The following is a 23,706-nucleotide window of genomic DNA, read 5'->3' as shown; positions in this document are numbered from 1 at the left end:
ACTGTCTGAGCCGCCTGAGCCGCTTCACGTGACGAAGCGGAACGTGACCGGATAGCGGTAGGGGCGGCCCTGATTCGCCTGCACTGCGCCGAGGATGGCGTAGACCACGATGGCGACCCAGAGAAGCGGGTACAGCATCGAGACGAGCAGCGCCAATGGTCCGCCGAACAGCGAGAGCAGCGAGAGGACGCCGATCCCGACATAGACGATCGCCGCCGTGATGCCGAAGTTGAGCGCCTCGCGTCCCTCGCTGTTCGCGAGTGGTCCGCGCCTCCTCGTGATGAGCCAGAGGACGAGGGGCCCTACCGCAGGAGCGACGATGTTAAGGAGGTGATCGAACATCGCGACGAGACGGTCACCGTCCGCGGTCAGCGGTGGTTCGCCAGAAGCTTGGGGCGGCGTGCCCTGGTATTGCCCAGGTTGCTGCTGACTGTATGGCGCCTGCTGCCCGAACTGCGCTTGCTGTCCGAACGGCGGCTGCTGCCCGAAGGGTGCCTGCTGCCCGTCCTGTCCGGGCTGACTGTACGGCTGCCGTCGAGCGGAGTCCTCTGGGTCTGGCTGCGGGGTCGGCGCGAAGGGATCTGACACGGAGTTCCTCTCGATGGTTTCGCGTCAGGCTAATGCGGTTCGTCGGGGAAGGGCTGGGCGTTCCGCTAGTGCGAGGGGCCGAACGCGGTAGGATTGGCAGTCTCAGGTTCGGAGTGCCAACAGGGCTCTCGGAGGTCGGCAGGGGAGGAGCACCGTGGTTTCGGACAGAAGCATGCAGGTGCTCCGAGTCATAGTCACCGACTACGTCACGAGTCGTGAGCCGGTCGGCTCGAAGTCGATCGCCGACCGTCATGACTTCGGCGTCTCGGCCGCGACCATCCGCAACGACATGGCGCAGCTCGAGGATGCCGAGCTCATCATCGCCCCGCACACGTCGTCCGGGCGCATCCCGACGGACAAGGGCTACCGGCTCTTCGTCGACCGGCTCGCCGAGTTCAGGCCACTCTCGGGAGCGCAGCGGCGCGCCATCGAGACGTTCATCGAAGGCAGCGAGGACGTCGACGAGGTGCTCGGGCGGTCCGTCCGCCTGCTCGCTCAGCTCACGAACTCAGTGGCGATTGCGCAGTACCCGTCGCTCGCCAACGCCTCGATCCAGCACGTCGAGTTCGTGCTGCTCTCCAGCATGCGTGTCCTCACAGTACTCATCACCGATTCCGGCCGCGTCGAACAGCGAATCGGCCACCTTCGCGCAGAGGTGAGCTTCGAGCAGCTGCAGGTGCTTCGCGACCGGCTGGCGGGGCGCCTCGTCGGCAAGACCGTCGCGCAGGCATCGGTCGAGCTGAGGGACGTGAGCGGCATCATGGGGGAGCAGGATGCGGAACTCTTCGCCCCGGTCGTGGCGAACCTGCTCGAGCTTGTCCTCGCGCACCGACAGGAGCGGCTCGTCATGGCGGGCACCGCGAACCTCGCCCGAACGGAACGTGACTTCCCCTCGAGCATTCTCCCCGTGCTGGAAGCAATCGAGGAGCAGGTTGTGCTGCTTCGACTGCTCGACGAACTCCACTCGAGCACGGAGGCGTACTCGGTGAGCATCGGCCAGGAAAACGTCGACCTCGGGCTCGGAGAGACCGCGATCCTCACGAGCGGCTACAGAAGCTCAGGTAGCGATGCGCGCCTCGGCGTCGTCGGACCGACGAGAATGGACTATCCGAGGAATATCCAGGCCGTCCGGGTCGTTGCGAGTTACCTGTCGCGCGTCCTCGACGACAGACACCTGGACGACTGACCGACACCGTCCGGCTAGCCGGCGGTTGCACCCAGCGCCTGGGACTACAGGCGCGACATTACACAGATGCAAAGAAGGAGTCGCCACTCTTGGCAGACCACTACGACGTGCTCGGCGTGAGCCGCGAGGCTTCCCAGGACGAGATCAAGAAGGCCTACCGCAAGCTGGCACGCCAGCTGCACCCGGACGTCAACCCCTCCGAGGACGCGGCAGAGCGCTTCAAGTCCGTCACGCACGCCTACGACACGCTTATCGACCCTGAGCGCCGGAGGCAGTACGACCAGGGCGGACCGGACGGGCAGTCGTTCGGTGGCTTCGGCGACATCTTCGAGACGTTCTTCGGTCAACAGGGTTCCCGTGGCCCCCGCTCGCGCGCTGAGCGCGGCCAGGACGCGCTCGTGCGCGTCGAACTGGATCTCGACGAGGTCATGTTCGGCACCCACCGCGATCTCGAGGTCACCACGGCCATCGCCTGCGAGAACTGCCAGGGCACGTGCTGCGCTCCAGGCACGTCGCCGTCGACCTGCTCGGCCTGCGGCGGCGCGGGTTCGGTGCAGCGTCAGGTCCGCTCGATCCTCGGCATGGTCGTCACGAACCAGCCGTGCGCGCAGTGCCGCGGCTACGGCACCGTCATCGAGCACCCGTGCGACACCTGCCACGGTCAGGGGCGGGTCCGCGCCAACGTCAGCATCCCCGTCGACATCCCGTCCGGTGTCGACTCCGGCCTGCGAATCCACCTGCCAGGCCGCGGCGAAGCGGGCCCAGCAGGCGGAGCCAACGGCGACCTCTACCTCGAGATTCGTGTCCGTCCGCACGAGGTCTTCTCCCGCGACGGCGACGACCTCCAGTGCATCATCGAGGTGTCGATGGCCGACGCGATCCTCGGTACGTCGACGACCGTCGGCGCACTCGACGGCGACGTCGACCTGCAGATCCCCGCCGGCGTCCAGTCTGGGGAGGTACTCACGGTTCGTGGTCGCGGCATCACCCGGCTGCGCTCGACGCATCGCGGCGACCTCGACATCGCGGTGCAGGTCGTGACCCCCGCCAAGCTCGACGGCAAGTCGCGGAAGCTGATCGAGGAGTTCGCTTCGCGTCACCGCCACGAGGCTCCTCGCCTCGCGCGTGAGAAGCAGGGCATGTTCTCCAAGCTCCGCGACCGATTCGGTCGCTGACGTGGCGTGGCTCTACCTCGCTGAGGACCTCGATGAGGGGCTTCGCGCTGGCGACGTCGCTGAGATTCACGGCGGGGAAGCCAAGCACATGGGCGTCGCCCGTATACGGGTCGGCGAGCGGGTGCAGCTCGGCAACGGGCGAGGGTTCGTCGTCGACGGTGAGCTTGTTGTCCTCGAGCGCGATCGTGCCGTCCTGAACGTCCACGATGCCAGGCGTCTGGCGGAGCCGGAACCCAGGGTCACCGTCGTCCAGGCTCTTGCCAAGGGCGGGCGGGACGACCTCGCCGTGCAAGTCGCGACCGAGCTCGGCGCCGCAGCTTTCGTGCCGTGGCAGGCGAAGCGGAGCGTGAGCCGTTGGGACCAGAAGGCCGACAGGGGTCGGGAGCGCTGGGCGTCAGTGGCCAGGGAAGCGAGCAAGCAGAGCCTGTCAGCGTGGGTCCCTGAGGTGGCTCCGCTGCACTCGACCGCTCAGGTCGCACAGCTCGCCGCGGACGGCCAGATGCTGGTGCTCGACCCGCTTGGCGACACGTCCCTGAGGCACGCGCTTGACGCTGGTCTGGTGCGAAACGCTGGCAGGATCACGCTTGTCGTCGGTCCGGAGGGCGGGATCGACGACAGCGAGTTCGAACAGTTCGAGGCCGCAGGCGCGAGGCGCGTGCATCTCGGCGCTTCTGTCCTCCGGACTTCGAGTGCCGCACCAGCGGCAATCGCCGCGATCCTCGCGCTCAGCGGCTCGTGGGACTCGCGGTTCCGCGACGGCACCGAGTCGTAGGCTGGGTGCATGTCGAGTTCAGAGCCGTCCATCTTCACGCGCATCATCAACCGCGAGATCCCAGCTGACATCGTGTTCGAGTCCGACCGGGTCATCGCGTTCAAGGACATCAGCCCGAAGGCACCGGTGCATCTCCTCGTGGTGCCCAAGACCGAGGCCTACGCGAACGTCGCGCAGCTGGCTGCCGGGGACCCCGAGCTTCTTGCCGAGGTCATCGCCGTCGCGCAGGGCCTCGCCGACCAGCACACGGACAGCGAGTTCCGTCTCATATTCAACTCGGGAGCGGCTGCGGGCCAGACCGTCTTCCACGTACACGCCCACGTCCTCGGCGGAGGACTCTCGGAAGGATCCCTTGCCTAGTCAAGACAGTTCAGCGCCAGGCGCCCCCGAGCACGCAGGGGCCGATGGCGACTTCGTAGAGCAGACCACGACGGTCGAGGGCGTCGCCATGGTGCGTCTTCTCGGCCCCGGCGACCGCCTGCTCAAGTCAGTGGAGCGAGAGCACCCGCGCGTCCGGGTACTGGCCCGAGGCAACGAGATCACGTTCAGCGGGCAGCGGAGCGACGTCGCGGCTGCAGAGGCGCTGCTCCGCGAGATCACGGCGATGGCCAGAAGCGGCGTCGACCTCGAACCGGCTCAGGTCGAGCGCTCGCAGCGCCTCATCGACCGCGGTGAGGAGACCCCGACCGACGTGCTCGGCCAGGCGATCGTGCAGTCCCGCGGGAAGATCATCCGCCCGAAGACGCTCGGCCAGAAGCAGTACGTGGATGCGATCGACGACAACACCATTGTCTTCGGCATCGGTCCTGCCGGCACCGGTAAGACCTACCTCGCGATGGCGAAGGCAGTGCAGGCCTTGCAGCGCAGGGAAGTCACGCGGATCATCCTGACGCGCCCCGCCGTCGAGGCAGGCGAGCGGCTCGGCTACCTGCCGGGAACGCTCAACGACAAGATTGACCCGTACCTGCGGCCACTGTTCGACGCGCTCAACGAGATGCTCGACCCCGAGGTGGTCGTCAAGCTCATGGCGAGTGGCACGATCGAGGTCGCGCCGCTTGCGTACATGCGCGGGCGCACGCTCAACGATGCGTTTGTTGTACTCGACGAAGCGCAGAACACGACCCCAGAGCAGATGAAGATGTTCCTCACGAGGCTCGGCTTCGGCTCGAAGATGGTCGTGACGGGTGACATCACGCAGCTCGACCTGCCCATGGGCGCCTCTGGGCTGAAGCTCGTCACGCACGTGCTCGGCGGCATCGACGAGGTGCATTTCTCTCACCTGACGAGCGACGACGTCGTCAGGCACACACTGGTGGCGCGCATTGTCGACGCCTACACCGAGTACGACCAGAAGAAGCAGGCGGACGATCACCGTCGCCAGGACAGGAACGCAAGCCGATGAGCATCGAGGTCAACAACGAGGCGAGCTACGAGGTCGACGAGGGAGCCCTGCAGCGCGTAGCGGCGTACGCGCTCGACCAGTTGCACGTGCACGCCGAGTCGGAGCTCGCGATCGTGCTCGTCGAGGTGGGCCCCATGGAGGAGCTGCACGTGCAGTGGATGGGGGAGCCGGGACCGACCGACGTGCTGAGCTTCCCGATGGACGAGCTCAGGCCGGGCAATGTCGACAGGCAGACGCCTCCCGGATTGCTCGGCGATATCGTGCTCTGCCCGCAGGTGGCAACCGACCAGGCGAAGGCCGCTGGCCACTCCATGATGGACGAGCTGCTGCTGCTCACAACGCACGGCGTCCTGCACCTCCTCGGCTTCGACCACGCTGAGCCAGAAGAGGAGAAGCAGATGTTCGGACTCCAGCGCGACATCCTCGTCGGCTTCCACCTTCAGGAGAGGAAGCGCGCCAGATGACGGCAGCTCTGCTTGTCGCCGCCATCGTCTTGATGGTGGCGATGAGCGGGTTGCTCGCCGCGACAGAAGCGGTCATCGCGCGTCTTTCCCGCCCAGAGCTCGAGCAGATCGCGGCCGAGAGTCGCGCGCGGCGCTCGATAGAGGCGATCGCCGCCGACCCCGGCGCGCACAGCAACGCCCTGACCTTCGCGCGTGTGCTCTTCGAGAGCATGTCGGCGGTCCTTGTCACGCTCATTCTGACCGATCTGTTCGACGTCAAGTGGCAGGCGTTCCTGGTGTCCGTGGCCATCATGATCCTGGTCTCGTTCATCATCGCCGGCACGAGCCCCCGAAGCGTCGCACGCGCGCACCCTCAGCAGGTCATGAGCTTCGCGGCGCCCATCGCTCGTGCCGTCAGGCTTGTCATCGGTCCGGTCGCGGACCTGCTGGTCGTGCTCGGTGACCGCGTGACGCCAGGCCGCCCGCAGCGCCTCGGCTCCGTCTCGAGCGAGGAGGAGCTGCTCAACATGGTCGACGAGGCCGCCGAGCTCAAGGTTCTCGAGCACGGGGATCGCGAGCTCATCCACTCCGTATTCGAGTTCTCCGACAGGCTCGTGCGTGAGGTCATGGTCGCCAGGACGGATATGGTCACGGTCGACGGCGACGAGGGCGTTCGGGATGCGCTCGAGCAGTTCCTCGAGACCGGGATCTCGCGAGCTCCCGTCATCGGCCGCGACAGCGACGACATCCTCGGGGTGCTCTACCTCAAGGACCTCGTCCGCCACTCGCTGCACGACGCGCAGGAGCCCAAGCCAGCCGTCGAGCTGGCGCGGCCAGCTGACTTCGTGCCGGAGTCGCTCAGAGCCGACCTGCTGCTACGACGCATGCAGGCGTCAGCAACCCACCTAGCTATGGTTGTCGACGAGTACGGCGGTATCGCGGGCCTCGTAACCCTCGAGGACCTCATCGAGGAGCTCGTCGGCGAGATCAGCGACGAGTACGATCGACCGAACGACGAGCCGCGAAAGCTGCTCGACGGAAGGTACCGGGTGTCGTCTCGCCTCGCGACCGGCGAACTCGGCGATCTGTTCGACATCGAGCTCGAGTTCGACGACGTCGATTCCGTGGGCGGCCTGCTCGCGAAATCACTGTCCAAGATCCCCGAGCGCGGGGACAGGGCGGTTGTTGACGGCATCGAGCTCGTCGCAGAGAGAGTCGGCCCTCGCAAGCGCATCCTCACCGTCCTGGCGCGTCGCCTGGAACCACTTCAAGAGTCAGGAATCGAAGCATGACGAACTACCGAGCAGGATTCGTGACCTTCGTTGGTCGCCCCAACGTGGGCAAGTCGACCCTGACAAACGCGCTTGTCGGCGAGAAGATCGCGATCATCTCAGACAAGCCACAGACGACCCGTCGTGCGGTGCGAGGCATCGTGCACCGCGAAGACGGGCAGATCATCATCGTCGACACACCTGGAATGCACCGTCCCCGTACGCTGCTCGGCGAGCGCCTCAACGACGTTGTGCACGCGACGCTGGCCGAGGTCGACGTCATCGGGTTCTGCGTGCCTGCGAACGAGCCGGTCGGCCCTGGAGACCGCTTCATCAATGAGCAGCTCGAGGAGGCGCCCAAGGCCCGCAAGATCGCCATCGTGACGAAGGCGGAGACCGTGAGCCGCGACGTGCTCGCATCGCGCCTCGTCGACGTGCAGGGGCTCCGCGAGTGGGACGACATCATCCCCGTCTCCGCCGCTGAGGACATTCAGCTCGACACGCTGACAGGGATCATCCTCGGGCTCCTCCCCGAGTCAGAGCAGCTCTACCCGAGCGATATGAAGACCGAGGAATCGTTCGAGCAGCGCGCGGCAGAGCTTGTCCGCGAGGCTGCGCTCGAGGGCGTCCACGACGAGCTCCCGCACTCGATTGCCGTCACCGTCGAGGAGGTCGTGACACGCGACGACGGCGTGACACGCGAGCTCTACGTCAACATCGTCGTCGAACGGGACAGCCAGAAGGGCATCATCATCGGCCGAGGCGGAGAGCGGCTGAAGCGCATCCGCGAGCGGGCGCAGCGAGAGATCTCGCAGATCACGGAGGGACGAGTCATCGTCTCGATCCGCGTGAAGGTGGCGAAGGAGTGGCAGCGTGACCCGAAGCAGCTCGGACGTCTCGGCTTCTGAGCTGGGCCAGACTCACCTCCCCGGGGGTGCACGGGGGCCTCGGGGAACGTTCCTCGTGGGCGTCGCCAGCCTCCGGCGAAACCACACCTATCGGCTGACGTGGCTCCAGTGGGTGACAGACATCATCCTCGGCCTGCTCTTCGCGATAACGTTCGGGCTGCCGCTCGACTACAACGCTGACGATGCGACGACGCTGACCTGGCTGCTCCTGCCCTCATGGGTGCTCTTCACGGTCGCCATCATCATCCGTCGCTACGCGCCGTGGCCGAGCTTCCTCATCGTCGTCCTCGCGGCCCTGCTGAAGTCGATCTTCGCCTTCGGGCCGCATCCGCAGGATGTGGCGATCTATCTCAGCATCTACGCGGCGGTCGCCTATGGAAACCGGGCCCTGCTTGTCACCTCGGGGCTGTACGGCATTGTTGCGCCGACGGTCACCGTCGCCCTCATCCCGCACTGGAACCCGAGCAGCTTCAGCTGGGACGCGATCGCCTCGAACGTCGAGGGAAGCCGGGACGAGTTCTTCGTTGTGGCGGCACTCATCTGGCTCCTGTTCGTGGGCGCGGGTGTCGTGGCCTGGTTGGCCGGCCTGCTGCGCCGCATGCATCTGCGCGCGCAGGAGGTCAAGAACCGGGCGGCGATCGTCGAGCTCGAGCGCTTCCGCGCGAAGGAGCAGTTGACGGCGGAGCAGGAGCGAACTCAGATCGCTCGCGACATGCACGACGTGGTCGCGCATTCGCTTGCCGTCGTCGTCGCCCAGGCTGACGGTGCCAGGTACGCCATGAAGAGCAGCCCGGAGACAGCGGAGGCCGCACTCGTGACGATCTCGTCGACGGCTCGGAGCGCGCTTGTCGACGTGCGAGGACTCCTGGGGCAGCTGCGCCACAGCCAGGAGGCCGGGCCGGAGCCGGGCCTCGAGGAGCTGCCTGCCCTGTACTCGCGGATGCGCGCTGCCGGGCTCGATCTGCAGCTCGAGACGAAAGGCGAGCCTCGAGCGCTGACGACGCAGGCCCAGGGTGCAGTGTTCCGGTTGGTGCAGGAATCCCTCACGAACGTCCTCAAACACGGTGACGCGACGCAGCAGGTTGTCGTTCGGCTGAACTGGGGGCAGGTGTTCGAGGTCACGATCGTGAACGCCGTCGCCGATCCGCCCCGGGCACGCGGCGAGAGCGGACACGGCCTGATCGGAATGGCGGAGCGCATCGGGATAGCTGGGGGTAACGTGCAGGCTGAGAGACTCGGTGGGCAGTTCCGCGTCCATGCGTGGCTGCCGCTCGCCTCAGCGCAGCCGACCACCACTGAAGAGCACACGGGCGAACCCGCTCGCACGACAACCGAGAGGCAAGCACTGTGACCAGCAGTCAGATCACCGTCGCGCTCGTCGACGACCAGCCGCTGTTCCGCAGCGGAATCCGGATGCTCATCGACAGCCAGGATGACATGCGCTTCATCGGGGAAGCCAGCGACGGTGTCGCCGCGGTCTCACTCGCGAAGGCGTTGAAGCCGGACGTGATGCTCATGGATGTGCGCATGCCTGGCCAAGACGGCCTGGAGTCCACGAAGCAGATCGTCGCGAGCGGCTCCGCTACGCGAATCCTGGTGCTGACGACCTTCGATCTTGACGAGGCTGTTGCGAAGGCCGTCGGTGCGGGGGCCAGTGGTTTCCTGCTGAAGGATGCCGACCCAGAGTTCCTCTTGGCGGCAGTGCGCACGGTAGCCACCGGCGCCGAGGTCTTCGCCGCCCAGGCCACGGCGGACCTCATCAGGAGGTACTCGGCCGCTGTGCCTGCAACGCGGGCCGTCCCGGAGCGATTCACGACCCTCACGGAACGCGAGCGGGAGATGTTCGCACTCGCTTCGCGTGGTCTGTCGAACGGCGAGATCGCCCGTCAGGAGTTTCTGAGCGAGGCGACGGTGAAGACCCACATCTCCCGCGTGCTCGCGAAACTCGGCTTGCGAGACCGCGTGCAGCTCGTCGTCTTCGCCTATGAACACGGGCTGAACTGACCGAGCAAGTGAACCCGCGCCTCGGTGTTACGCTGTGACCATGCTGTTCGGCACCCACCTTCTTCGCTGCCGCGGCGAGGCTTCGCTCTAAGCCCCCCTCGCCGCGGAGTCTGCTGTCGGCTTAGCACGTCTCGAAGCCAATCTCGGAGCCAAAAATGAAGAACATGCAGCAGCCGTCGTCCATGCCAGCGCACCGCTACATCCCGCACCACGAGCAAATCACCGTGGAACTGCCGGACCGCACCTGGCCGTCAAAACGCATCGAACGGGCACCACGCTGGTGCGCCGTCGACCTGCGCGACGGGAACCAGGCCCTGATCGATCCCATGTCCCCTGAGCGCAAGCGAGCGCTCTTCGATCTACTGGTCCGCATGGGCTACAAGGAGATCGAGGTCGGCTTCCCGTCTGCAAGCCAGACGGACTTCGACTTCGTGCGTTCGCTCATCGAAGAGGACGTCATCCCGGACGACGTGACGATCCAGGTGCTGACGCAGGCTCGTGGGCACCTCATCACACGCACCTTCGAGTCCCTGAAGGGGGCGAAGAGGGCGATCGTGCACCTCTACAACTCGACGAGCGTCCTGCAGCGCGAAGTCGTCTTCCGCAAGGACCGCCAGGGCATCATCGATATCGCGCTCGAGGGAGTGCGCCTGTGCCGCGAGGCTGAGGCGGTCGTGCCAGACACGCAGATCTTCTACGAGTACTCCCCGGAGAGCTACACGGGCACGGAACTCGACTTCGCCGTCGACATCTGCAACCAGGTCATCGAGGGTTTCGATGCCACCCCAGAGCGGCCCGTCATCATCAACCTGCCCGCGACCGTCGAGATGTCGACGCCGAACATCTACGCGGACTCGATCGAGTGGATGCACCGCAACCTGACGCGCCGCGAAAGTGTCGTCATCTCGCTGCACCCGCACAACGACCGCGGCACCGGCGTCGCTGCTGCCGAGCTGGGATACCTGGCTGGCGCAGACCGCATCGAAGGGTGCCTCTTCGGCAACGGCGAGCGCACTGGCAACGTCGACCTGGTGACACTCGGCGTCAACATGTTCACGCAGGGCATCGACCCGCAGATCGACTTCTCGGACATCGACGGCATCCGCCGCACGGTTGAGTACTGCACGCAGCTGCCGGTCGGAGAGCGTGCGCCGTGGGGCGGAGACCTGGTCTACACGGCCTTCTCCGGTTCGCACCAGGACGCCATCAAGAAGGGCTTCGAGGCCATGGCCGCGAAGGCCGAAGCGCTCGGTGTCTCCGTCGACGAGCTGACCTGGGAAGTCCCGTACCTGCCCGTGGACCCGCGCGACCTCGGCCGAAGCTACGAGGCGGTCATCCGTGTCAACTCGCAGTCGGGCAAGGGCGGCGTCGCGTACCTGCTGAAGGAGCACCACAACCTGGACCTGCCGCGTCGCCTGCAGATCGAGTTCTCCGGCGTCGTGCAGAACAAGACCGACTCCGAGGGTGGCGAGGTCTCGACCGACGCGATCTGGCGGATCTTCAACGACGAGTACCTGCCTGCCGAGAGTGAGCAGCACAAGTGGGGCCGCTTCGAGCTGTTCCGTACAGCAACCAGCTCAGCCCTCGACGGAGCCGTCGACCTCAGCGTCTCGCTGCGCGACGGGACGGCCGTCGCGGAGCATGCTTCGAAGGGCAACGGTCCGCTCGACGCGTTCATGAAGCTACTGGGCGAGCAGGGCCTCCAGGTCGAGCTGCTCGACTACGTGGAGCACGCGCTCTCCGTTGGCGGCGACGCGCGCGCGGCGGCCTACATCGAGCTCGACGTGGCAGGCGTGCGCCTGTGGGGCGTCGGTATCGACAGTGACATCTCGACGGCATCGCTCAAGGCCATTGTCTCCGGCGTCAACCGCGCGCTGCGTGGGCAGACCGAAGCCGAGCTGGATGCACAGCTGACGACGGTCGCCTAGGCACGTTCGACGTCAACCGTCCGTACGAAGGATGAGGGCGGGCGCCCGACCGGTCACTCCGGTCTCGGGTCGCCCGTCCTCTTCTGTTCCAGGTTCGCTCGCTTCTCTTCGAGCACGGCGATGGGACGTGTGTCGAGGGCGTGGAAGCCGGACGCCTCAAGGATCTCCTGATCCGTGAAGGGCTGCTCACGCTCCTGCTTGCCCGTGCGGGCGGATCGTCGGAAGCGGGGCATCCTCAGGGCTATCTGCTCGGGGAGGCTGAGCCCGAACCACACGCTGGCCATGCGGACCGCGAACGTCACCGCAACGCAGATCACGATGCCGATGATCTGGGAGACCCCGAAGTAGTCGGCAAGCACAAACGCTGCGCTGCCAGCCGTCGCGGCTATGGCGTACAGGGAGCCGACGAACAGGATCCCGACGGGCATCCCAAGGAGCATGTCGCGCACGACCCCGCCGCCGGCCGCCGTCACCGTGCCGACGAGGAGTGTCGGCAGGATGGGGAGCTCGAAGTTCATGGCTTTGAGGGTGCCGACCGCGCAGAAGAATCCGAGGGCGGCGGCGTCAAGCACCGAGACGAGGCCGTCCATTCGGCGGAGCAGGCGCTGAAGGAGCATCCCGCCGAGCGCCGAAGCTCCGGCGGTGAAGAGGAACCACTCGGTCTCCATGCTGACCGGGCGGATGCCGAGGAGCAGGTCGCGGATGATGCCTCCGCCGAGCCCAACGGTGATGCCGATGATCACGACGCCGAGCCAGTCGAGCTTCTTGTCACGGAACTGCTCGGCGACCATAGCCGCCGTGACCGCGCCGATCGCGATGGCGGTCAGGTCCAGCCAGAGGGGGAGCGTCGTGGCGGGCGAATCCATGATCCCAATGCTCGCACAGCGCCGTGATCTGCCGGGTCACGCGTCGTTCACGGCTCCGGATGCTTGGAGGTCCATACTTGGTGGATGCCCACCTATCGTGACGAGGCGGTTGTCCTTCGCACTCAACGCCTTGGCGAAGCCGACCGTATCGTGACGCTGCTTGGCAAGGAACGTGGCAAGGTGCGGGCCGTGGCTCGCGGAGTGCGACGCACCTCGTCCAAGTTCGGTGCCAGGCTTGAGCCCTTCATGGTCATCGACGTGCAGTGCTACGCCGGCCGCAGCCTCGACACCGTCACGCAAGCCGTCACGCTGGCAGCGTACGGGCGCGACCTGGTTGAGGATTACTCGAGGTACTCGACGGCGTCCGTGATCGTCGAAGCGGCCGAGCGGATCGCTGAGGCGGAGCCCTCGCCCAAGCAGTACACGCTGGTCATCGGGGCCCTCCGCGCGCTCACGCTCGGCACGCGCGTGCCTCAGGACATCCTCGACTCGTACCTGCTCCGCTCGCTCTCGCTGGCAGGCTGGGCGCCCGCTCTCGACGACTGCGCGCGGTGCGGGGCACCAGGCCCTCACGAGCGCTTCAGCGTGCAGCTCGGGGGAGTCGTCTGTGCGCGGTGTACTCCAGCTGGGGTGATGAGAGTGGACGCCGAGACCTTAGAAGCGGTGCGGGCGCTTCTCTCGGGCGACTGGGAGACGCTCGACGCCATCGAAGCGGCACCAAGGGCACGGGCGAGCGGTATCGTCTCGGCGTACTCCCAGCAGTACCTCGACAAGAAGCTCCGGTCCATGCAGGTCCTCGAGCACGATCGCCTGCTTGGCAGGCTGGAACCGGCCAGGACGAGTGCATCGGTGAGTGAACAGGGCGCGGAGCCCGGCAGTGAGGAGAAGGCATGAGCCGCAGCAGGCAGGCGCAGGAATTCAAACCGGTCGACTGGACGGGCGTCTACCCGCCGGAGTTCGAGGCGTCGGAGATCCCGTCGCACGTCGCCGTCGTCATGGACGGCAACGGGAGGTGGGCGAACCAGCGAGGACTCCCGAGGATCGAGGGCCACAGAGCAGGCGAAGCTGCGCTGCTCGACGTCGTCGCCGGTGCACTTCAGATCGGTGTAAAGCACCTCAGCGCCTACGCCTTCTCGACGGAGAACTGGAAGCGCTCGCCTGAGGAGGTGCGCTTCCTCATGGGTTTCAACCGGGACGTGCTGCACAGGCAACGCGACCAGCTGAACGACTGGGGAGTGCGCATCCGCTGGGCCGGCCGTGAACCGCGCCTGTGGAAGTCAGTGATCAAGGACCTGCAGCTGGCTGAGCGCCTGACGAAGGACAACACGAGGATGACGCTCACGATGTGCGTGAATTACGGGGGACGCCTCGAGATCGCGGATGCCGTGAAGAGCATCGCCGAGGAAGTGCGCGCAGGCAGGCTCCGCCCAGAGCGCGTCACCGAGCAGACGATCGCCAGGCACCTCTACGACCCGGAGATGCCAGACGTCGACCTCTTTGTGCGGTCGAGCGGCGAGCAGCGCACGAGCAATTTCCTGCTCTGGCAGGCGGCTTACGCGGAGATGTGCTTCCTCGATACGCTCTGGCCGGATTTCTCGCGCACCGACCTGTGGGAGGCGGTCGAGCGCTATGCGGGGCGTGACCGCCGATTCGGCGGGGCAGTGGACGCGCCCACCGGGCTCGCTGGCGCGGCCCCCGACGACGTCAAGTAGCTCGTCGCCGGGTTCGCTACCGACCCTCGCGTCAGCGGAACTCGACGGTGACGACGTCTCCGTCGACCGTGAACGAGCCGGTGCCCCAGATCGTGTCTGAACCGGTGATGGCCCGGCCGCGGTTCCCCGAGTACTCGTAGCTCGCCATCCCGTCCTCGACTTCGAAGGTGTTCGACGTCGTGCTCATCGACACTGTCGGGTAGCTGGCCACCGACCAGGACACGGCTGTGTTCGGGGTGGAGACGTACGTGCCGAAAGGGCAACCGTCAGTTGATGCCGCGGTCGATGCGGCGCATTCGTCGATCTTCTGCGTGACGGCTGTTTCGACGGCTGTTTCCAGTGCCTCAGTCGGCGTGTAGACGACGTTGCGGTCCGGCACGGTCTCCTCGACCGGCTGGCCGACCCGCACCGGCTCGGTCGACACCGAATAGAACTCCGACTCAGACCCGGCGACCGGGTAGATGCCAGGGTAGGCGGTGAACGGAACCCAGCTGACGGGCTGGTTGCCCTCCCAAGTGGAGGACTCGACGCGCCCGGGGGTGACAGGCACCGAGCCGATTGTCATATCGAAGGCATGGCTGCTGCCTGCGGCTGACTCGAAGACGAGCGGTGTGATGATCTGCCATCTCTCGAGCACCAGCAGTTCGTTCTCGACGCGCTCCGCAACCAGCACGGCCGTCTCTGTGAGGCCCCCGAGCCGGTAGGTGACCTGCACATTCTGCGTCTGGCGTCCCGTCGCGGCCGTCGGCTCGACGGCGGCACCGAACCAGTTGGCATCCGAATCTGCTGGGCTCAGCTCCGTCTCGGTGACGTCCAGGACGGTGATGCGTTCGGTGGCGGAGGCAAGCATCTCGTCGCTGACGTAGCCACGCTGTGAGGTCTCCATGTTCGGATCGACAAGCTCGTTCGCGCGGCTCGCCTGCCCAGCGGCGATGGCGTCCAGGTACTCGCGTGCCTGAGCCACCGCGCCTCGCTGCGTGTTCACTGTCGTGACGGCGATGGCCGCGCCGGTGACGACAAGGACTGCGATCACGGTCATGATGCCCGCAAGCCTGAGACGCTTCTTCGCCTGGGAGCTCAGCCGTCGAGCCTCGGCCGCTGGGGGCTGAGACGGCTGGGACGGCTGAGACGGTTGAGCCGGCTGAGCCGGCTGAAGATACGGGCGCGTTGCGGTGCTGTGTACTCCCCAGGTCAGGCGCTCGACTTTCTCGACGGAGCCGATGCGAGCGCGGATTCGGACTGCGCTGGCGTGGACTCTTGGCGAGAGGACTGCAAGGTGTCCTGGCAGGATCCAGGCTCCGAGTTCGACCGCGATGGCCCAGAGCGCAAAGAGCGCGGGGGTCCAGAAGGCCGGTCGGACTCCGAACCCGACATCGCCGACAGACAGACCGAGGACCGAAGCTGATCCGTGCAACGTGATGGGCATAAACAGTGAGGAGGTCAGGACCCACAGGAGCAGGACAAGAGCGGGGAGTCGCCAGATTCTCGACCATTGCGGGAACCGCGTCGGCGACCGGCCGACTCCGATGATGAGGGACGCACCCAGCGAGCTCAGCACAATCGGCAGCAGTGCGAGCCAGGCGAAGGGGAGCTCAGGCGAGAAGACGGAGATGGCCTCGCTGGCGACATATGGGACGTTGATGGTGATGGCGCCGAGATGTCCAAGAACGAGGGCTGTTAGAGCGAGATGGGGTGCGGATGCCAGCAGCGCGGGGAGCATTGCCCCCTGGCTTCCCGATTGGACGAAGAGCACAACAAGGGCGATCACGCCGAGGAGAGAACCCGCCACAGCGAGGCAGCCGGTGTAGATACCGAACTCCGTGAACAAGCTGGCGAGGCCCCTTGTTGTCGGCGAGGAGTGCGAAGGCGTCATGCCGTTCGGCGTCTCCCTACCGGGAACTCGGGAGCGCCCCAGCCAGCCACTTGCGAAGACCACCGTGAATGCGACGAGCGCGAGCGACGGAGTCAGCGCCGAAACCGTGAAGACGGACCCCATCGAATCGATGCGCATCCCGGGGATCGCTACGACCACCATGAGAAGCGTGAAGGCTCCGGCTGCCGCCGCGGCGGCACCGGCACGGCGTGCGCGGGTCTGCAGTGGGGTGCGCCGCTCGAGGATGTACGCGGCCACAAAACTCGAGATCGCAACAAGCGCCAGAGAGGCGAGCGGCCACACACCAAGCCTGAAACCCTGGTCGCCGGTAGTGAAGAACCCTCCGACCGTCTCGAAACCTGCGTGAAGCTGCCCGCTGAAGGGAAGCGCCGTCAGCACCAGGAAGAACTGCCAGAGCACTTCGGAGATTTCGGTGCCGCTCGTGGAGAGCGATGACGCGTCAGACGCGCCGGCATTCATGAGAATCACGACCGCCGCGAGCAGGGCTGCCCCACTCATGAAGCTGGCACCCGCCGCGATCCCGGCGTGAAGGGCGCTTGTCCTGATCAAGCTCGTGTCGACCGGGGAAGGACGAGTTACCGATTGTGTTTGCGCCGCGTCGCCGGGATGGGCCGAAGGGCCAGGCATCGGCGCCTGTTCGGAAGCTGGAGCGGGAGGAGTGCAGTCCTCACCACGCGTTGACGGTTGTTGCCCTGGCTGCTGCGACTGATTCGCGTCTCGGCTTGAGTGGTGCGTCACTGAGTGTCCTTCGGATGACCGACGTCCTGGGGGACTACGTCATTCGAGTGTTGGGGTGATTCGCGTCATGGTTGCAGATCGAGTACTCGCTGATGCGGCGCGGTCCGGATTCTGTGGATAACTTGCCAGGCGCGCCTTCGGCCATGAGCCAGCCACGAGGGCGACGGCTGACTAGACTGGCGACTTGCGGCGAGCACGACCCTGGGTTCGCCTTCGACACCCTCAGCAGGAGTTTTTCTTAATGGTGCAATCCACGCTCGATAAGGTCATCGCTCTCGCGAAGCGACGCGGCTTCGTCTTCCAGGCGGGCGAGATCTACGGAGGCACCCGCGCCTCGTGGGACTACGGCCCCCTCGGTGTTGAGCTCAAGGAGAACATCAAGAAGCAGTGGTGGCAGACGTTCGTCCGGGGACGCGCCGACATGGTGGGGCTCGACTCGTCGATCATCCTGCCCAAGGCGGTCTGGGAGGCCTCCGGCCACGTCGCGACCTTTACCGACCCACTGGTCGAATGCCTCAGCTGCCACAAGCGCCATCGTCAGGACCACCTCATCGAGGCGTTCGAGGCGAAGAAGAACCGCGCTCCTGAGGGCATGTCGGAGATCGTGTGCCCCGACTGCGGCACCAAGGGTCAGTGGACCGAACCGCAGCTGTTCTCCGGCCTGGTCAAGACCTATCTCGGTCCGGTCGACAACGAGGCTGGCCTGCACTACATGCGCCCTGAGACCGCTCAGGGTATTTTCGTGAACTTCAACAACGTCCTCACGACGTCGCGTAAGAAGCCGCCGTTCGGCATCGGGCAGGTCGGCAAGGCGTTCCGCAACGAGATCACTCCAGGCAACTTCATCTTCCGCACTCGCGAGTTCGAGCAGATGGAGATCGAGTTCTTCGTGCATCCAGACGAGGCCCAGAAGTGGTTCGAGGACTGGGTCGAGGCGTGCTGGACCTGGTTCACCGATCTCGGTCTCAACCCGGACAACATGCGTCGCTTCGACGTCCCCAAAGAGGAGCGCGCGCACTACTCGGCCGGCACGATCGACTTCGAGTACCAGTTCGGCTTCAAGGGAACCGGTTGGGGCGAGCTGATGGGCGTCGCGAACCGAACGGACTACGACCTCACGTCGCACTCGACGGCTTCCGGCACTGGTCTCAACTACTTCGACCAGGCCTCTGGCGAGCGCTACACGCCGTTCGTGATCGAGCCGAGCTTCGGCCTGACGCGCTCCATGATGGCGTTCCTCGTCGACTCCTACGTCGAGGAAGAGGCTCCGAACGCGAAGGGCGGCGTTGATATCCGCACGGTGCTTCGCCTCGACCCGCGCCTTGCGCCCATCAAGGTCGCCGTGCTGCCTCTGAGCCGCGACGAGCGCCTCAGCCCGGTCGCACGCGAGCTTGGCGACAAGCTGCGCAAGCACTGGAACATCGACGTGGACGATGCGGGCCAGATCGGCCGCCGGTACCGTCGCCAGGACGAGATCGGCACGCCGTTCTGCGTCACGGTCGACTTCGACACACTCGACGACAACGCAGTGACGGTGCGTGAGCGTGACTCGATGGTGCAGGAGCGGGTCGCGCTCGACCAGCTCGAGGGCTACCTCGCGGGTCGTCTCCTCGGAGCCTGATCGCAACGCGGACGTGAGCCCGAGCAAGCACGACGGCCTTGAGCGCCCGCCCGCGAGTTCGCGGGCGGGCCGTTCCTGGCGGGTCGGCATGCTTGTCGTCGCCTCGATAGGCGTCGCGCTTGCCGTTTTGGGCTACGTCCAGGTGTCAACGCGGGCTACTGACCGAGGCGGTGACACGCTCGGTGCGGACGAGGCGACCCCGTCATGGCGAGGTCCTGACACCGAGCTGAGGGCAAGAGGCTCGGTCGAGGTCGACGGCGTGGAGCTGACGGCCGGCGAGGTGCAGTGCGGACTGCCGAGACACGACTGGCAGGGGGGTAGCGCGCCTGCATCCGGGCAGTTCTGCGTCATGGAAATCCTGCTCGACAACAGCAGCGGGTCCCCGCTGGCGATCGCCCCGAGCGTCTTCGAGCTGCTTGATGGCGACGGCGTGACCACGGTCGCGCACGAGCAACTCACGGCCTACGGCACTGACCTGCCAGCCGGACCGCCGAGTCAGGCCCAGCTCGCTGGTGATGCGGCCACGCGCATCCATCTCGTCTTCGATGTGCCCGCGGCTGCCACCGGGCCCATGGAGCTGCACTTCACGCCAACGGCTCAGCTCGAGATCACCATCTGACCCGGCCTAGCGCGACTCATCCCCAGCCCGCCGCGGTTGGCGTGCGAAAGTCGCCTCGACCTGCGAGAATTAGTCGGTTATGACCTTGACTGAACTCGACTCGAAGCCGCTGCGCATCGGCCCCCTGGTTCTCGACGTTCCAGTGGTGCTCGCGCCCATGGCAGGAATCACGAACTCCGCCTTCCGGCGTCTCTGCCGCGAGTACGGTGCCGGCCTCTACGTCTCGGAGATGATCACGTCGCGTGCGCTCGTCGAGCGGACCCCCGTGACGATGCGACTTATCGAGCACCACGAATCGGAAGACGTCAGGAGCATCCAGCTCTACGGCGTCGACCCGAAGACCGTGCGGGAAGCCGTCACGATGCTGGTGGCGGAAGACCGAGCAGATCACATCGACCTCAACTTCGGCTGCCCTGTGCCGAAGGTCACGAAGCGAGGGGGAGGGGCAGCTCTTCCCTGGAAGACCTCGCTCTTCCGGTCCATCGTCGAGGGCGCTGCCGAGGCGGCGGGCGACATTCCGCTGACCATCAAGATGCGCAAGGGCATCGACGATGAGCACCTCACCTACCTCGAGGCCGGGCGGATCGCGGAGGGTGCAGGCGTTGCGGCCGTTGCGCTTCACGGGCGCACCGCTTCGCAGTTCTACTCGGGGCAGGCAGACTGGGACGCAATCGGGAAGCTCAAGGAGACGGTCACGAGCATCCCGGTCCTGGGCAACGGCGACATCTGGGCCGGCGAGGACGCCCTGCGGATGATGGAGCAGACGGGATGCGACGGCGTTGTGGTCGGTCGTGGCTGCCTCGGGCGTCCGTGGCTCTTCGGCGACCTCATGGCCGCGTTCCGAGGCGACTCCGCGCGCATCCAGCCCACGCTCGGGGGTGTGGCGGACGCGATTCGTCGGCACACGGAGCTGCTCGCAGAGTTCCACGAGGAGGAGGCGCGTGCCTGCCGCGAGATGCGTAAGCACATGGCCTGGTACTTGAAGGGCTACCCGGTAGGCTCCGACGTCCGCTCAGGACTGGCGCTCATGTCGACCCTAGAAGAACTCGACGGGCTGTTGGCGCAGCTCGACCGCGACCAGCCGTACCCCGGGCACGACGCGGAGGGCCCGCGAGGACGCGCCGGCACGCCCAAGCGGCCTGCGCTGCCAGATCGCTGGCTCGAGTCGCGTGAGCTCAACGAGGACCAGCAGGCGAACATCGCCGCTGCTGAGCTTTCTCATTCGGGAGGCTGAGGGTGGTCCTTCCCCCCGAGCCGATCGACCGCAGCCCGTACGGCGACCACGATCGGGAGCGGTTCCTTCCTGAGCACCACGAGAACCGGCGACGTTCGACCTTCGCTCGCGACCGAGCTCGTCTTGTCCACTCCAGCGCGCTGCGCCGCCTAGCCGCCAAGACGCAGGTACTTTCGCCGACCGCGGGTATTGACGCTGCGCGAAACCGCCTGACGCACTCACTCGAGGTCGCACAGGTTGGGCGCGAGATCGCCGGGACGCTCGAGCTCGACCCCGACATCGTGGACACGGCGTGCCTCGCGCATGACCTCGGCCACCCGCCGTTCGGGCACAACGGCGAGAAGGCGCTCAACGAGTGGGCGCAGGACATCGGCGGGTTCGAGGGCAACGCGCAGACGCTCCGTATCGTCGCCCGCCTCGAGCCGAAGGTCTTCGGCCCTGATGGCCAGCACTACGGCCTCAATCTGACCCGCGCGAGCCTCGACGCGAGCTGCAAGTACCCGTGGACCCGCGAGGTGGGCGCCGAGCGCGGCACCGGCAAGTTCGGCGTCTACGCCGACGACCGCCCGGTCTTCGACTGGGTACGGCAGGGGGCGCCAGAGGGACAGACGAGCATCGAAGCCCAGGTCATGGACCTGAGCGACGACATCGCCTACTCCGTGCACGACCTGGAGGACGCCATCGTGGAGTCCTTCGTGTCGCTCCCTGAACTCGACGACCTCGCAAACAGGCCGGCTATCCTGTACGCCGCCGCCGACTGGTCGGGCTCGAAGTTCTCGGAGGACGAGCTCGACGAGGCATTCAGCAGGTTGCAGCTGCAGCCCTACTGGATGCGGGAGTACGACGGATCGCGGGTCGCGCAGGCGGGCCTCAAGAACCTCACGTCGCAGCTCATCGGACGGTTCGCCAAGGCCGCGACGGCCGCGACCTGGGCCGCGCAGCCGGGTGAGTCGCTTATCCGCTATCGCGCCTCTCTTGTTGTGCCGCGCGAGATTCGCGCCGAGATCGCCCTGCTGAAGGGCATCGTTGCCGGTTTCGTTATGTCGCTTGACGCGAGACGCCCCATCTACGAGCACCAGCGCAAGATCCTGGTCGAGCTCTCCGAGATGTTCTGGCAGACAGGCGACCAGCACCTCGACGCCGCATTCGCGGCAGACTTCCGTGCCGCGGACGACGACACCGCTCGCAAGCGTGTTGTCGTCGACCAGGTTGCCAACCTCACCGACAAGGGGGCGCTCGTCTGGCACGACCGGCTCGCTGCAGCGTCGGAGGTGCCGTCTAGGGTGGCTTCATGGCACTGATCCGCAAGAGCGATATCGAAGAGGTTCGCTCTCGCACGGATATCTCTGAGATCGTGAGCGACCACGTCACGCTCAAGAACGCGGGGATCGGGTCGAAGAAGGGGCTGTGCCCGTTCCACGACGAGCGCACGCCGAGCTTCCACGTGCGTCCGCAGCTGGGCTACTACCACTGCTTCGGCTGCGGCGAATCGGGCGACGTGTTCACGTTCCTGCAGAAGATCGACCACGTCACGTTCTCGGAAGCCGTCGAGCGGCTGGCCGGTCGCCTCGGGTTCGCGCTCACGTACGAGGACGGCGGGCACGCCCCTGATCATTCGAAGCGCCTCAGGCTCCTCCAGGCGCACACCGCCGCGGAGACCTACTATCGCGAACAGCTGCAGGCTCCAGGAGCGGAGGCAGCTCGGGAGTTCCTCGGTGGACGGGGCTTCGACCCGAACGCCGCGGCGATGTTCGGCGTCGGCTACGCCCCGCAAGGGTGGGACTCGCTTTCGAAGCACCTCACCGGGTTGGGCTTCACTATGCCGGAGCTCAAGGAGTCCGGTCTCCTCTCGACGAACGAGCGCGGGTCGAGCTACGACCGGTTCCGCGGTCGCGTGATGTGGCCCATCCGCGACACTTCTGGTCAGACGATCGGGTTCGGTGCCAGGAAGCTCTACGACGACGACAAGGGGCCGAAGTACCTGAACACACCCGAGTCGCCGATCTACCACAAGGCCCAGGTGCTCTACGGGCTGGACGTCGCGAAGCGCGAGATCGCCAAGCAGCGCAAGGTCGTCGTCGTTGAGGGCTATACGGATGTCATGGCCGCCCACTTGGCTGGGGTGCAGACTGCTGTCGCGACGTGCGGCACCTCGTTCGGCGTCGATCACATCAAGGTGCTGCGCCGCATCATGGACGACGAGTCGGCTGGCGGGCAGGTCATCTTCACCTTCGACCCTGACGAGGCAGGCAAGAAGGCCGCGATGCGCGCGTTCGCCGAAGAGCAGCGCTTCGTTGCGCAGACCTTCGTTGCAGTTGCCCGCGACGGGCTCGACCCCTGCGATCTGCGCCTTGCGCGCGGCGACGCGGCGGTGCGCGACCTCATCGACCACCCCACGCCGATGTACGAGTTCGTCATCTCCCAGCAGCTCCTCGGGCACGACCTTGACACGGTCGAGGGGCGGGTCGCGGCGCTCCGCCAGGCAGCGCCTGTCGTCGCCGGCATTCGCGACCCAGCCATGCGACCCGGCTACTCGAGACGTCTCGCCGGGATGCTCGGCATCGACCTTGTGCAGGTTGAGCAGGCCGTGCGTGCGGCTCGTGGAACGAGCAAGAACGCGCCTCGGCGTCAGTCGGAGAGGCGTCCTCAGGCACGAGTCCTTGATCAGCGTTCCCGTGTGCCCGCGGGACAGGCGCCCGCGCGCGGACACTTCGAGGAGGAGCCGCCGTTCCCGGACGGCGAGGGCTACGACTTCCCGCCAGACACCAGCGATTTCGGCGGTGGGGCCGTGCGCGCGGTTCGCATGAGCGATTTGCCGAACGACCCGGTCACACGGCTCGAACGAGACACGCTCATGGCCGTCCTGCAGCATCCTCGTCGCCTCTCGGATGAGCGCTTCCAACAGGTCATGGCAGCCGGCTTCACGAACGCCTCCCTTTCGACGGTGCGTGACGGGATCGTCGCGACCCGCGACTCTCTTGGCTCGATGGAGTGGCTCACCCGCATCGGTGAGGAGGTCCCGCAGGCGTTCACGACGCTCGTCACTGAGCTGGCGATGGCGTCGATTCCCGCGGGCAACAAGGACGAGCAGATCGATCTCTACGTGCGCTCGCTGAGCGCCTCGCTGGTCGAGCGTGACCTGCTGCGCAGGAAGGCTGAGCTGCTCGGAGCGCTGCAGCGCACTGACGGGAGGACGGAGCCCGACCGGTTCCGCTCGCTCAACGAGCAGCTCATGTCCATCGAGAATCAGAAGCGCGAGCTGCGCGAAGGCTAGGCTCGCACGGTGGGCTCGGAACTGCGGAGGATGAACTTCGCGAGCAATTCGGTGGGCTCGAAGAACAAAAG

The 23,706-nt window shown here is 66.2% G+C and carries 21 protein-coding genes; 18 read left to right on the top strand and 3 right to left on the bottom strand.

The features are described 5' to 3' along the window. Nucleotides 1-24: 24 nt before the first annotated feature. The gene (locus FHX72_RS19600; RefSeq protein ID WP_183623312.1) at nucleotides 25-588 is read right to left on the bottom strand and encodes a magnetosome magnetite crystal formation protein family; all 564 of its coding nucleotides are present in this window, start codon (nucleotides 586-588) and stop codon (nucleotides 25-27) included. 154 nt (nucleotides 589-742) lie between these two features. Between FHX72_RS19600 and hrcA the strand changes: the two genes are divergently transcribed. The 11 genes from hrcA (at nucleotide 743) to leuA (ending at nucleotide 11,677) form a co-directional block, all read left to right on the top strand. After that, nucleotides 743-1,774 carry a heat-inducible transcriptional repressor HrcA gene (gene hrcA, locus FHX72_RS04725; protein ID WP_068480315.1) on the top strand — a complete coding sequence of 344 codons (1,032 nt, stop codon included), beginning with the start codon at nucleotides 743-745 and terminating at the stop codon, nucleotides 1,772-1,774. Nucleotides 1,775-1,863: 89 nt separating this feature from the next. Then, on the top strand, nucleotides 1,864-2,949 hold the full coding sequence (gene dnaJ / locus FHX72_RS04720) for a molecular chaperone DnaJ (RefSeq protein WP_068480318.1): 1,086 nt from the start codon (nucleotides 1,864-1,866) through the stop codon (nucleotides 2,947-2,949). 1 nt (nucleotide 2,950) lies between these two features. Next, nucleotides 2,951-3,721: a 16S rRNA (uracil(1498)-N(3))-methyltransferase gene (locus FHX72_RS04715; protein WP_068480321.1), complete on the top strand. Its 771-nt coding sequence runs from the start codon at nucleotides 2,951-2,953 to the stop codon at nucleotides 3,719-3,721. 9 nt (nucleotides 3,722-3,730) lie between these two features. After that, complete coding sequence (locus FHX72_RS04710) at nucleotides 3,731-4,081, top strand: histidine triad nucleotide-binding protein (protein ID WP_068480324.1); 351 nt, start codon at nucleotides 3,731-3,733, stop codon at nucleotides 4,079-4,081. Between the two features lie 88 nt (nucleotides 4,082-4,169). Further along, nucleotides 4,170-5,123, top strand: a complete 954-nt coding sequence (locus FHX72_RS04705; RefSeq protein WP_082805604.1) for a PhoH family protein — start codon at nucleotides 4,170-4,172, stop codon at nucleotides 5,121-5,123. Next, entirely contained in the window at nucleotides 5,120-5,587 is a 468-nt protein-coding gene (ybeY, locus tag FHX72_RS04700) for an rRNA maturation RNase YbeY (protein ID WP_068480328.1), read from the top strand. Before FHX72_RS04705 ends, ybeY begins: the two co-directional genes overlap by 4 nt. Continuing rightward, nucleotides 5,584-6,858: a hemolysin family protein gene (locus tag FHX72_RS04695; protein ID WP_068480331.1), complete on the top strand. Its 1,275-nt coding sequence runs from the start codon at nucleotides 5,584-5,586 to the stop codon at nucleotides 6,856-6,858. The genes ybeY and FHX72_RS04695 overlap by 4 nt, the downstream gene beginning before the upstream one ends. Beyond that, entirely contained in the window at nucleotides 6,855-7,745 is an 891-nt protein-coding gene (era, locus tag FHX72_RS04690) for a GTPase Era (protein WP_183623310.1), read from the top strand. The genes FHX72_RS04695 and era overlap by 4 nt, the downstream gene beginning before the upstream one ends. Next, entirely contained in the window at nucleotides 7,711-9,096 is a 1,386-nt protein-coding gene (locus tag FHX72_RS19595; protein WP_183623308.1) for a histidine kinase, read from the top strand. Before era ends, FHX72_RS19595 begins: the two co-directional genes overlap by 35 nt. After that, nucleotides 9,093-9,749, top strand: coding sequence for a response regulator (locus tag FHX72_RS04680; protein ID WP_082775323.1), 657 nt, complete (start codon nucleotides 9,093-9,095; stop codon nucleotides 9,747-9,749). Before FHX72_RS19595 ends, FHX72_RS04680 begins: the two co-directional genes overlap by 4 nt. A gap of 155 nt (nucleotides 9,750-9,904) precedes the next feature. After that, nucleotides 9,905-11,677, top strand: a complete 1,773-nt coding sequence (gene leuA / locus FHX72_RS04675; RefSeq protein WP_183623306.1) for a 2-isopropylmalate synthase — start codon at nucleotides 9,905-9,907, stop codon at nucleotides 11,675-11,677. 53 nt (nucleotides 11,678-11,730) lie between these two features. Here leuA and FHX72_RS04670 read toward each other — a convergent pair whose 3' ends face one another. Next, nucleotides 11,731-12,543: a trimeric intracellular cation channel family protein gene (locus FHX72_RS04670; RefSeq protein ID WP_068480343.1), complete on the bottom strand. Its 813-nt coding sequence runs from the start codon at nucleotides 12,541-12,543 to the stop codon at nucleotides 11,731-11,733. Between the two features lie 84 nt (nucleotides 12,544-12,627). Between FHX72_RS04670 and recO the strand changes: the two genes are divergently transcribed. Together recO and FHX72_RS04660 are read left to right on the top strand one after the other, a co-directional pair. Then, nucleotides 12,628-13,437, top strand: coding sequence for a DNA repair protein RecO (recO, locus tag FHX72_RS04665; protein WP_082805606.1), 810 nt, complete (start codon nucleotides 12,628-12,630; stop codon nucleotides 13,435-13,437). Further along, nucleotides 13,434-14,255, top strand: coding sequence for an isoprenyl transferase (locus FHX72_RS04660; protein ID WP_068480346.1), 822 nt, complete (start codon nucleotides 13,434-13,436; stop codon nucleotides 14,253-14,255). Before recO ends, FHX72_RS04660 begins: the two co-directional genes overlap by 4 nt. A 31-nt stretch (nucleotides 14,256-14,286) precedes the next feature. Here the strand turns inward: FHX72_RS04660 and FHX72_RS04655 are convergent, their stop codons facing one another. Beyond that, nucleotides 14,287-16,647, bottom strand: coding sequence for a hypothetical protein (locus FHX72_RS04655; RefSeq protein WP_183623304.1), 2,361 nt, complete (start codon nucleotides 16,645-16,647; stop codon nucleotides 14,287-14,289). A 481-nt stretch (nucleotides 16,648-17,128) separates the two neighbouring features. Between FHX72_RS04655 and FHX72_RS04650 the strand changes: the two genes are divergently transcribed. The 5 genes from FHX72_RS04650 (at nucleotide 17,129) to dnaG (ending at nucleotide 23,635) form a co-directional block, all read left to right on the top strand. Further along, nucleotides 17,129-18,508, top strand: a complete 1,380-nt coding sequence (locus FHX72_RS04650; protein WP_068480353.1) for a glycine--tRNA ligase — start codon at nucleotides 17,129-17,131, stop codon at nucleotides 18,506-18,508. Between the two features lie 13 nt (nucleotides 18,509-18,521). Next, on the top strand, nucleotides 18,522-19,127 hold the full coding sequence (locus FHX72_RS04645) for a DUF4352 domain-containing protein (RefSeq protein WP_183623301.1): 606 nt from the start codon (nucleotides 18,522-18,524) through the stop codon (nucleotides 19,125-19,127). A gap of 79 nt (nucleotides 19,128-19,206) precedes the next feature. Further along, nucleotides 19,207-20,361 (top strand): tRNA dihydrouridine synthase DusB, encoded by a 1,155-nt coding sequence (dusB, locus tag FHX72_RS04640; protein WP_068480359.1) that lies wholly within the window; start codon nucleotides 19,207-19,209, stop codon nucleotides 20,359-20,361. A 2-nt stretch (nucleotides 20,362-20,363) separates the two neighbouring features. Then, nucleotides 20,364-21,662, top strand: coding sequence for a deoxyguanosinetriphosphate triphosphohydrolase (locus FHX72_RS04635; RefSeq protein WP_282859630.1), 1,299 nt, complete (start codon nucleotides 20,364-20,366; stop codon nucleotides 21,660-21,662). Beyond that, a complete protein-coding gene (dnaG, locus tag FHX72_RS04630) occupies nucleotides 21,653-23,635 on the top strand; it encodes a DNA primase (protein ID WP_183623299.1) in 1,983 nt (660 codons plus the stop codon). Before FHX72_RS04635 ends, dnaG begins: the two co-directional genes overlap by 10 nt. Nucleotides 23,636-23,706 lie beyond the last annotated feature (71 nt).

The sequence above is a fragment of the Pseudoclavibacter helvolus genome (genome assembly GCF_014191305.1).
In the GTDB taxonomy this organism is placed as follows: Bacteria; Actinomycetota; Actinomycetes; order Actinomycetales; family Microbacteriaceae; genus Pseudoclavibacter; species Pseudoclavibacter helvolus.
Note: the sequence above shows the minus strand (reverse complement) of the source record. Positions and strands in the feature narration are given on the sequence as shown.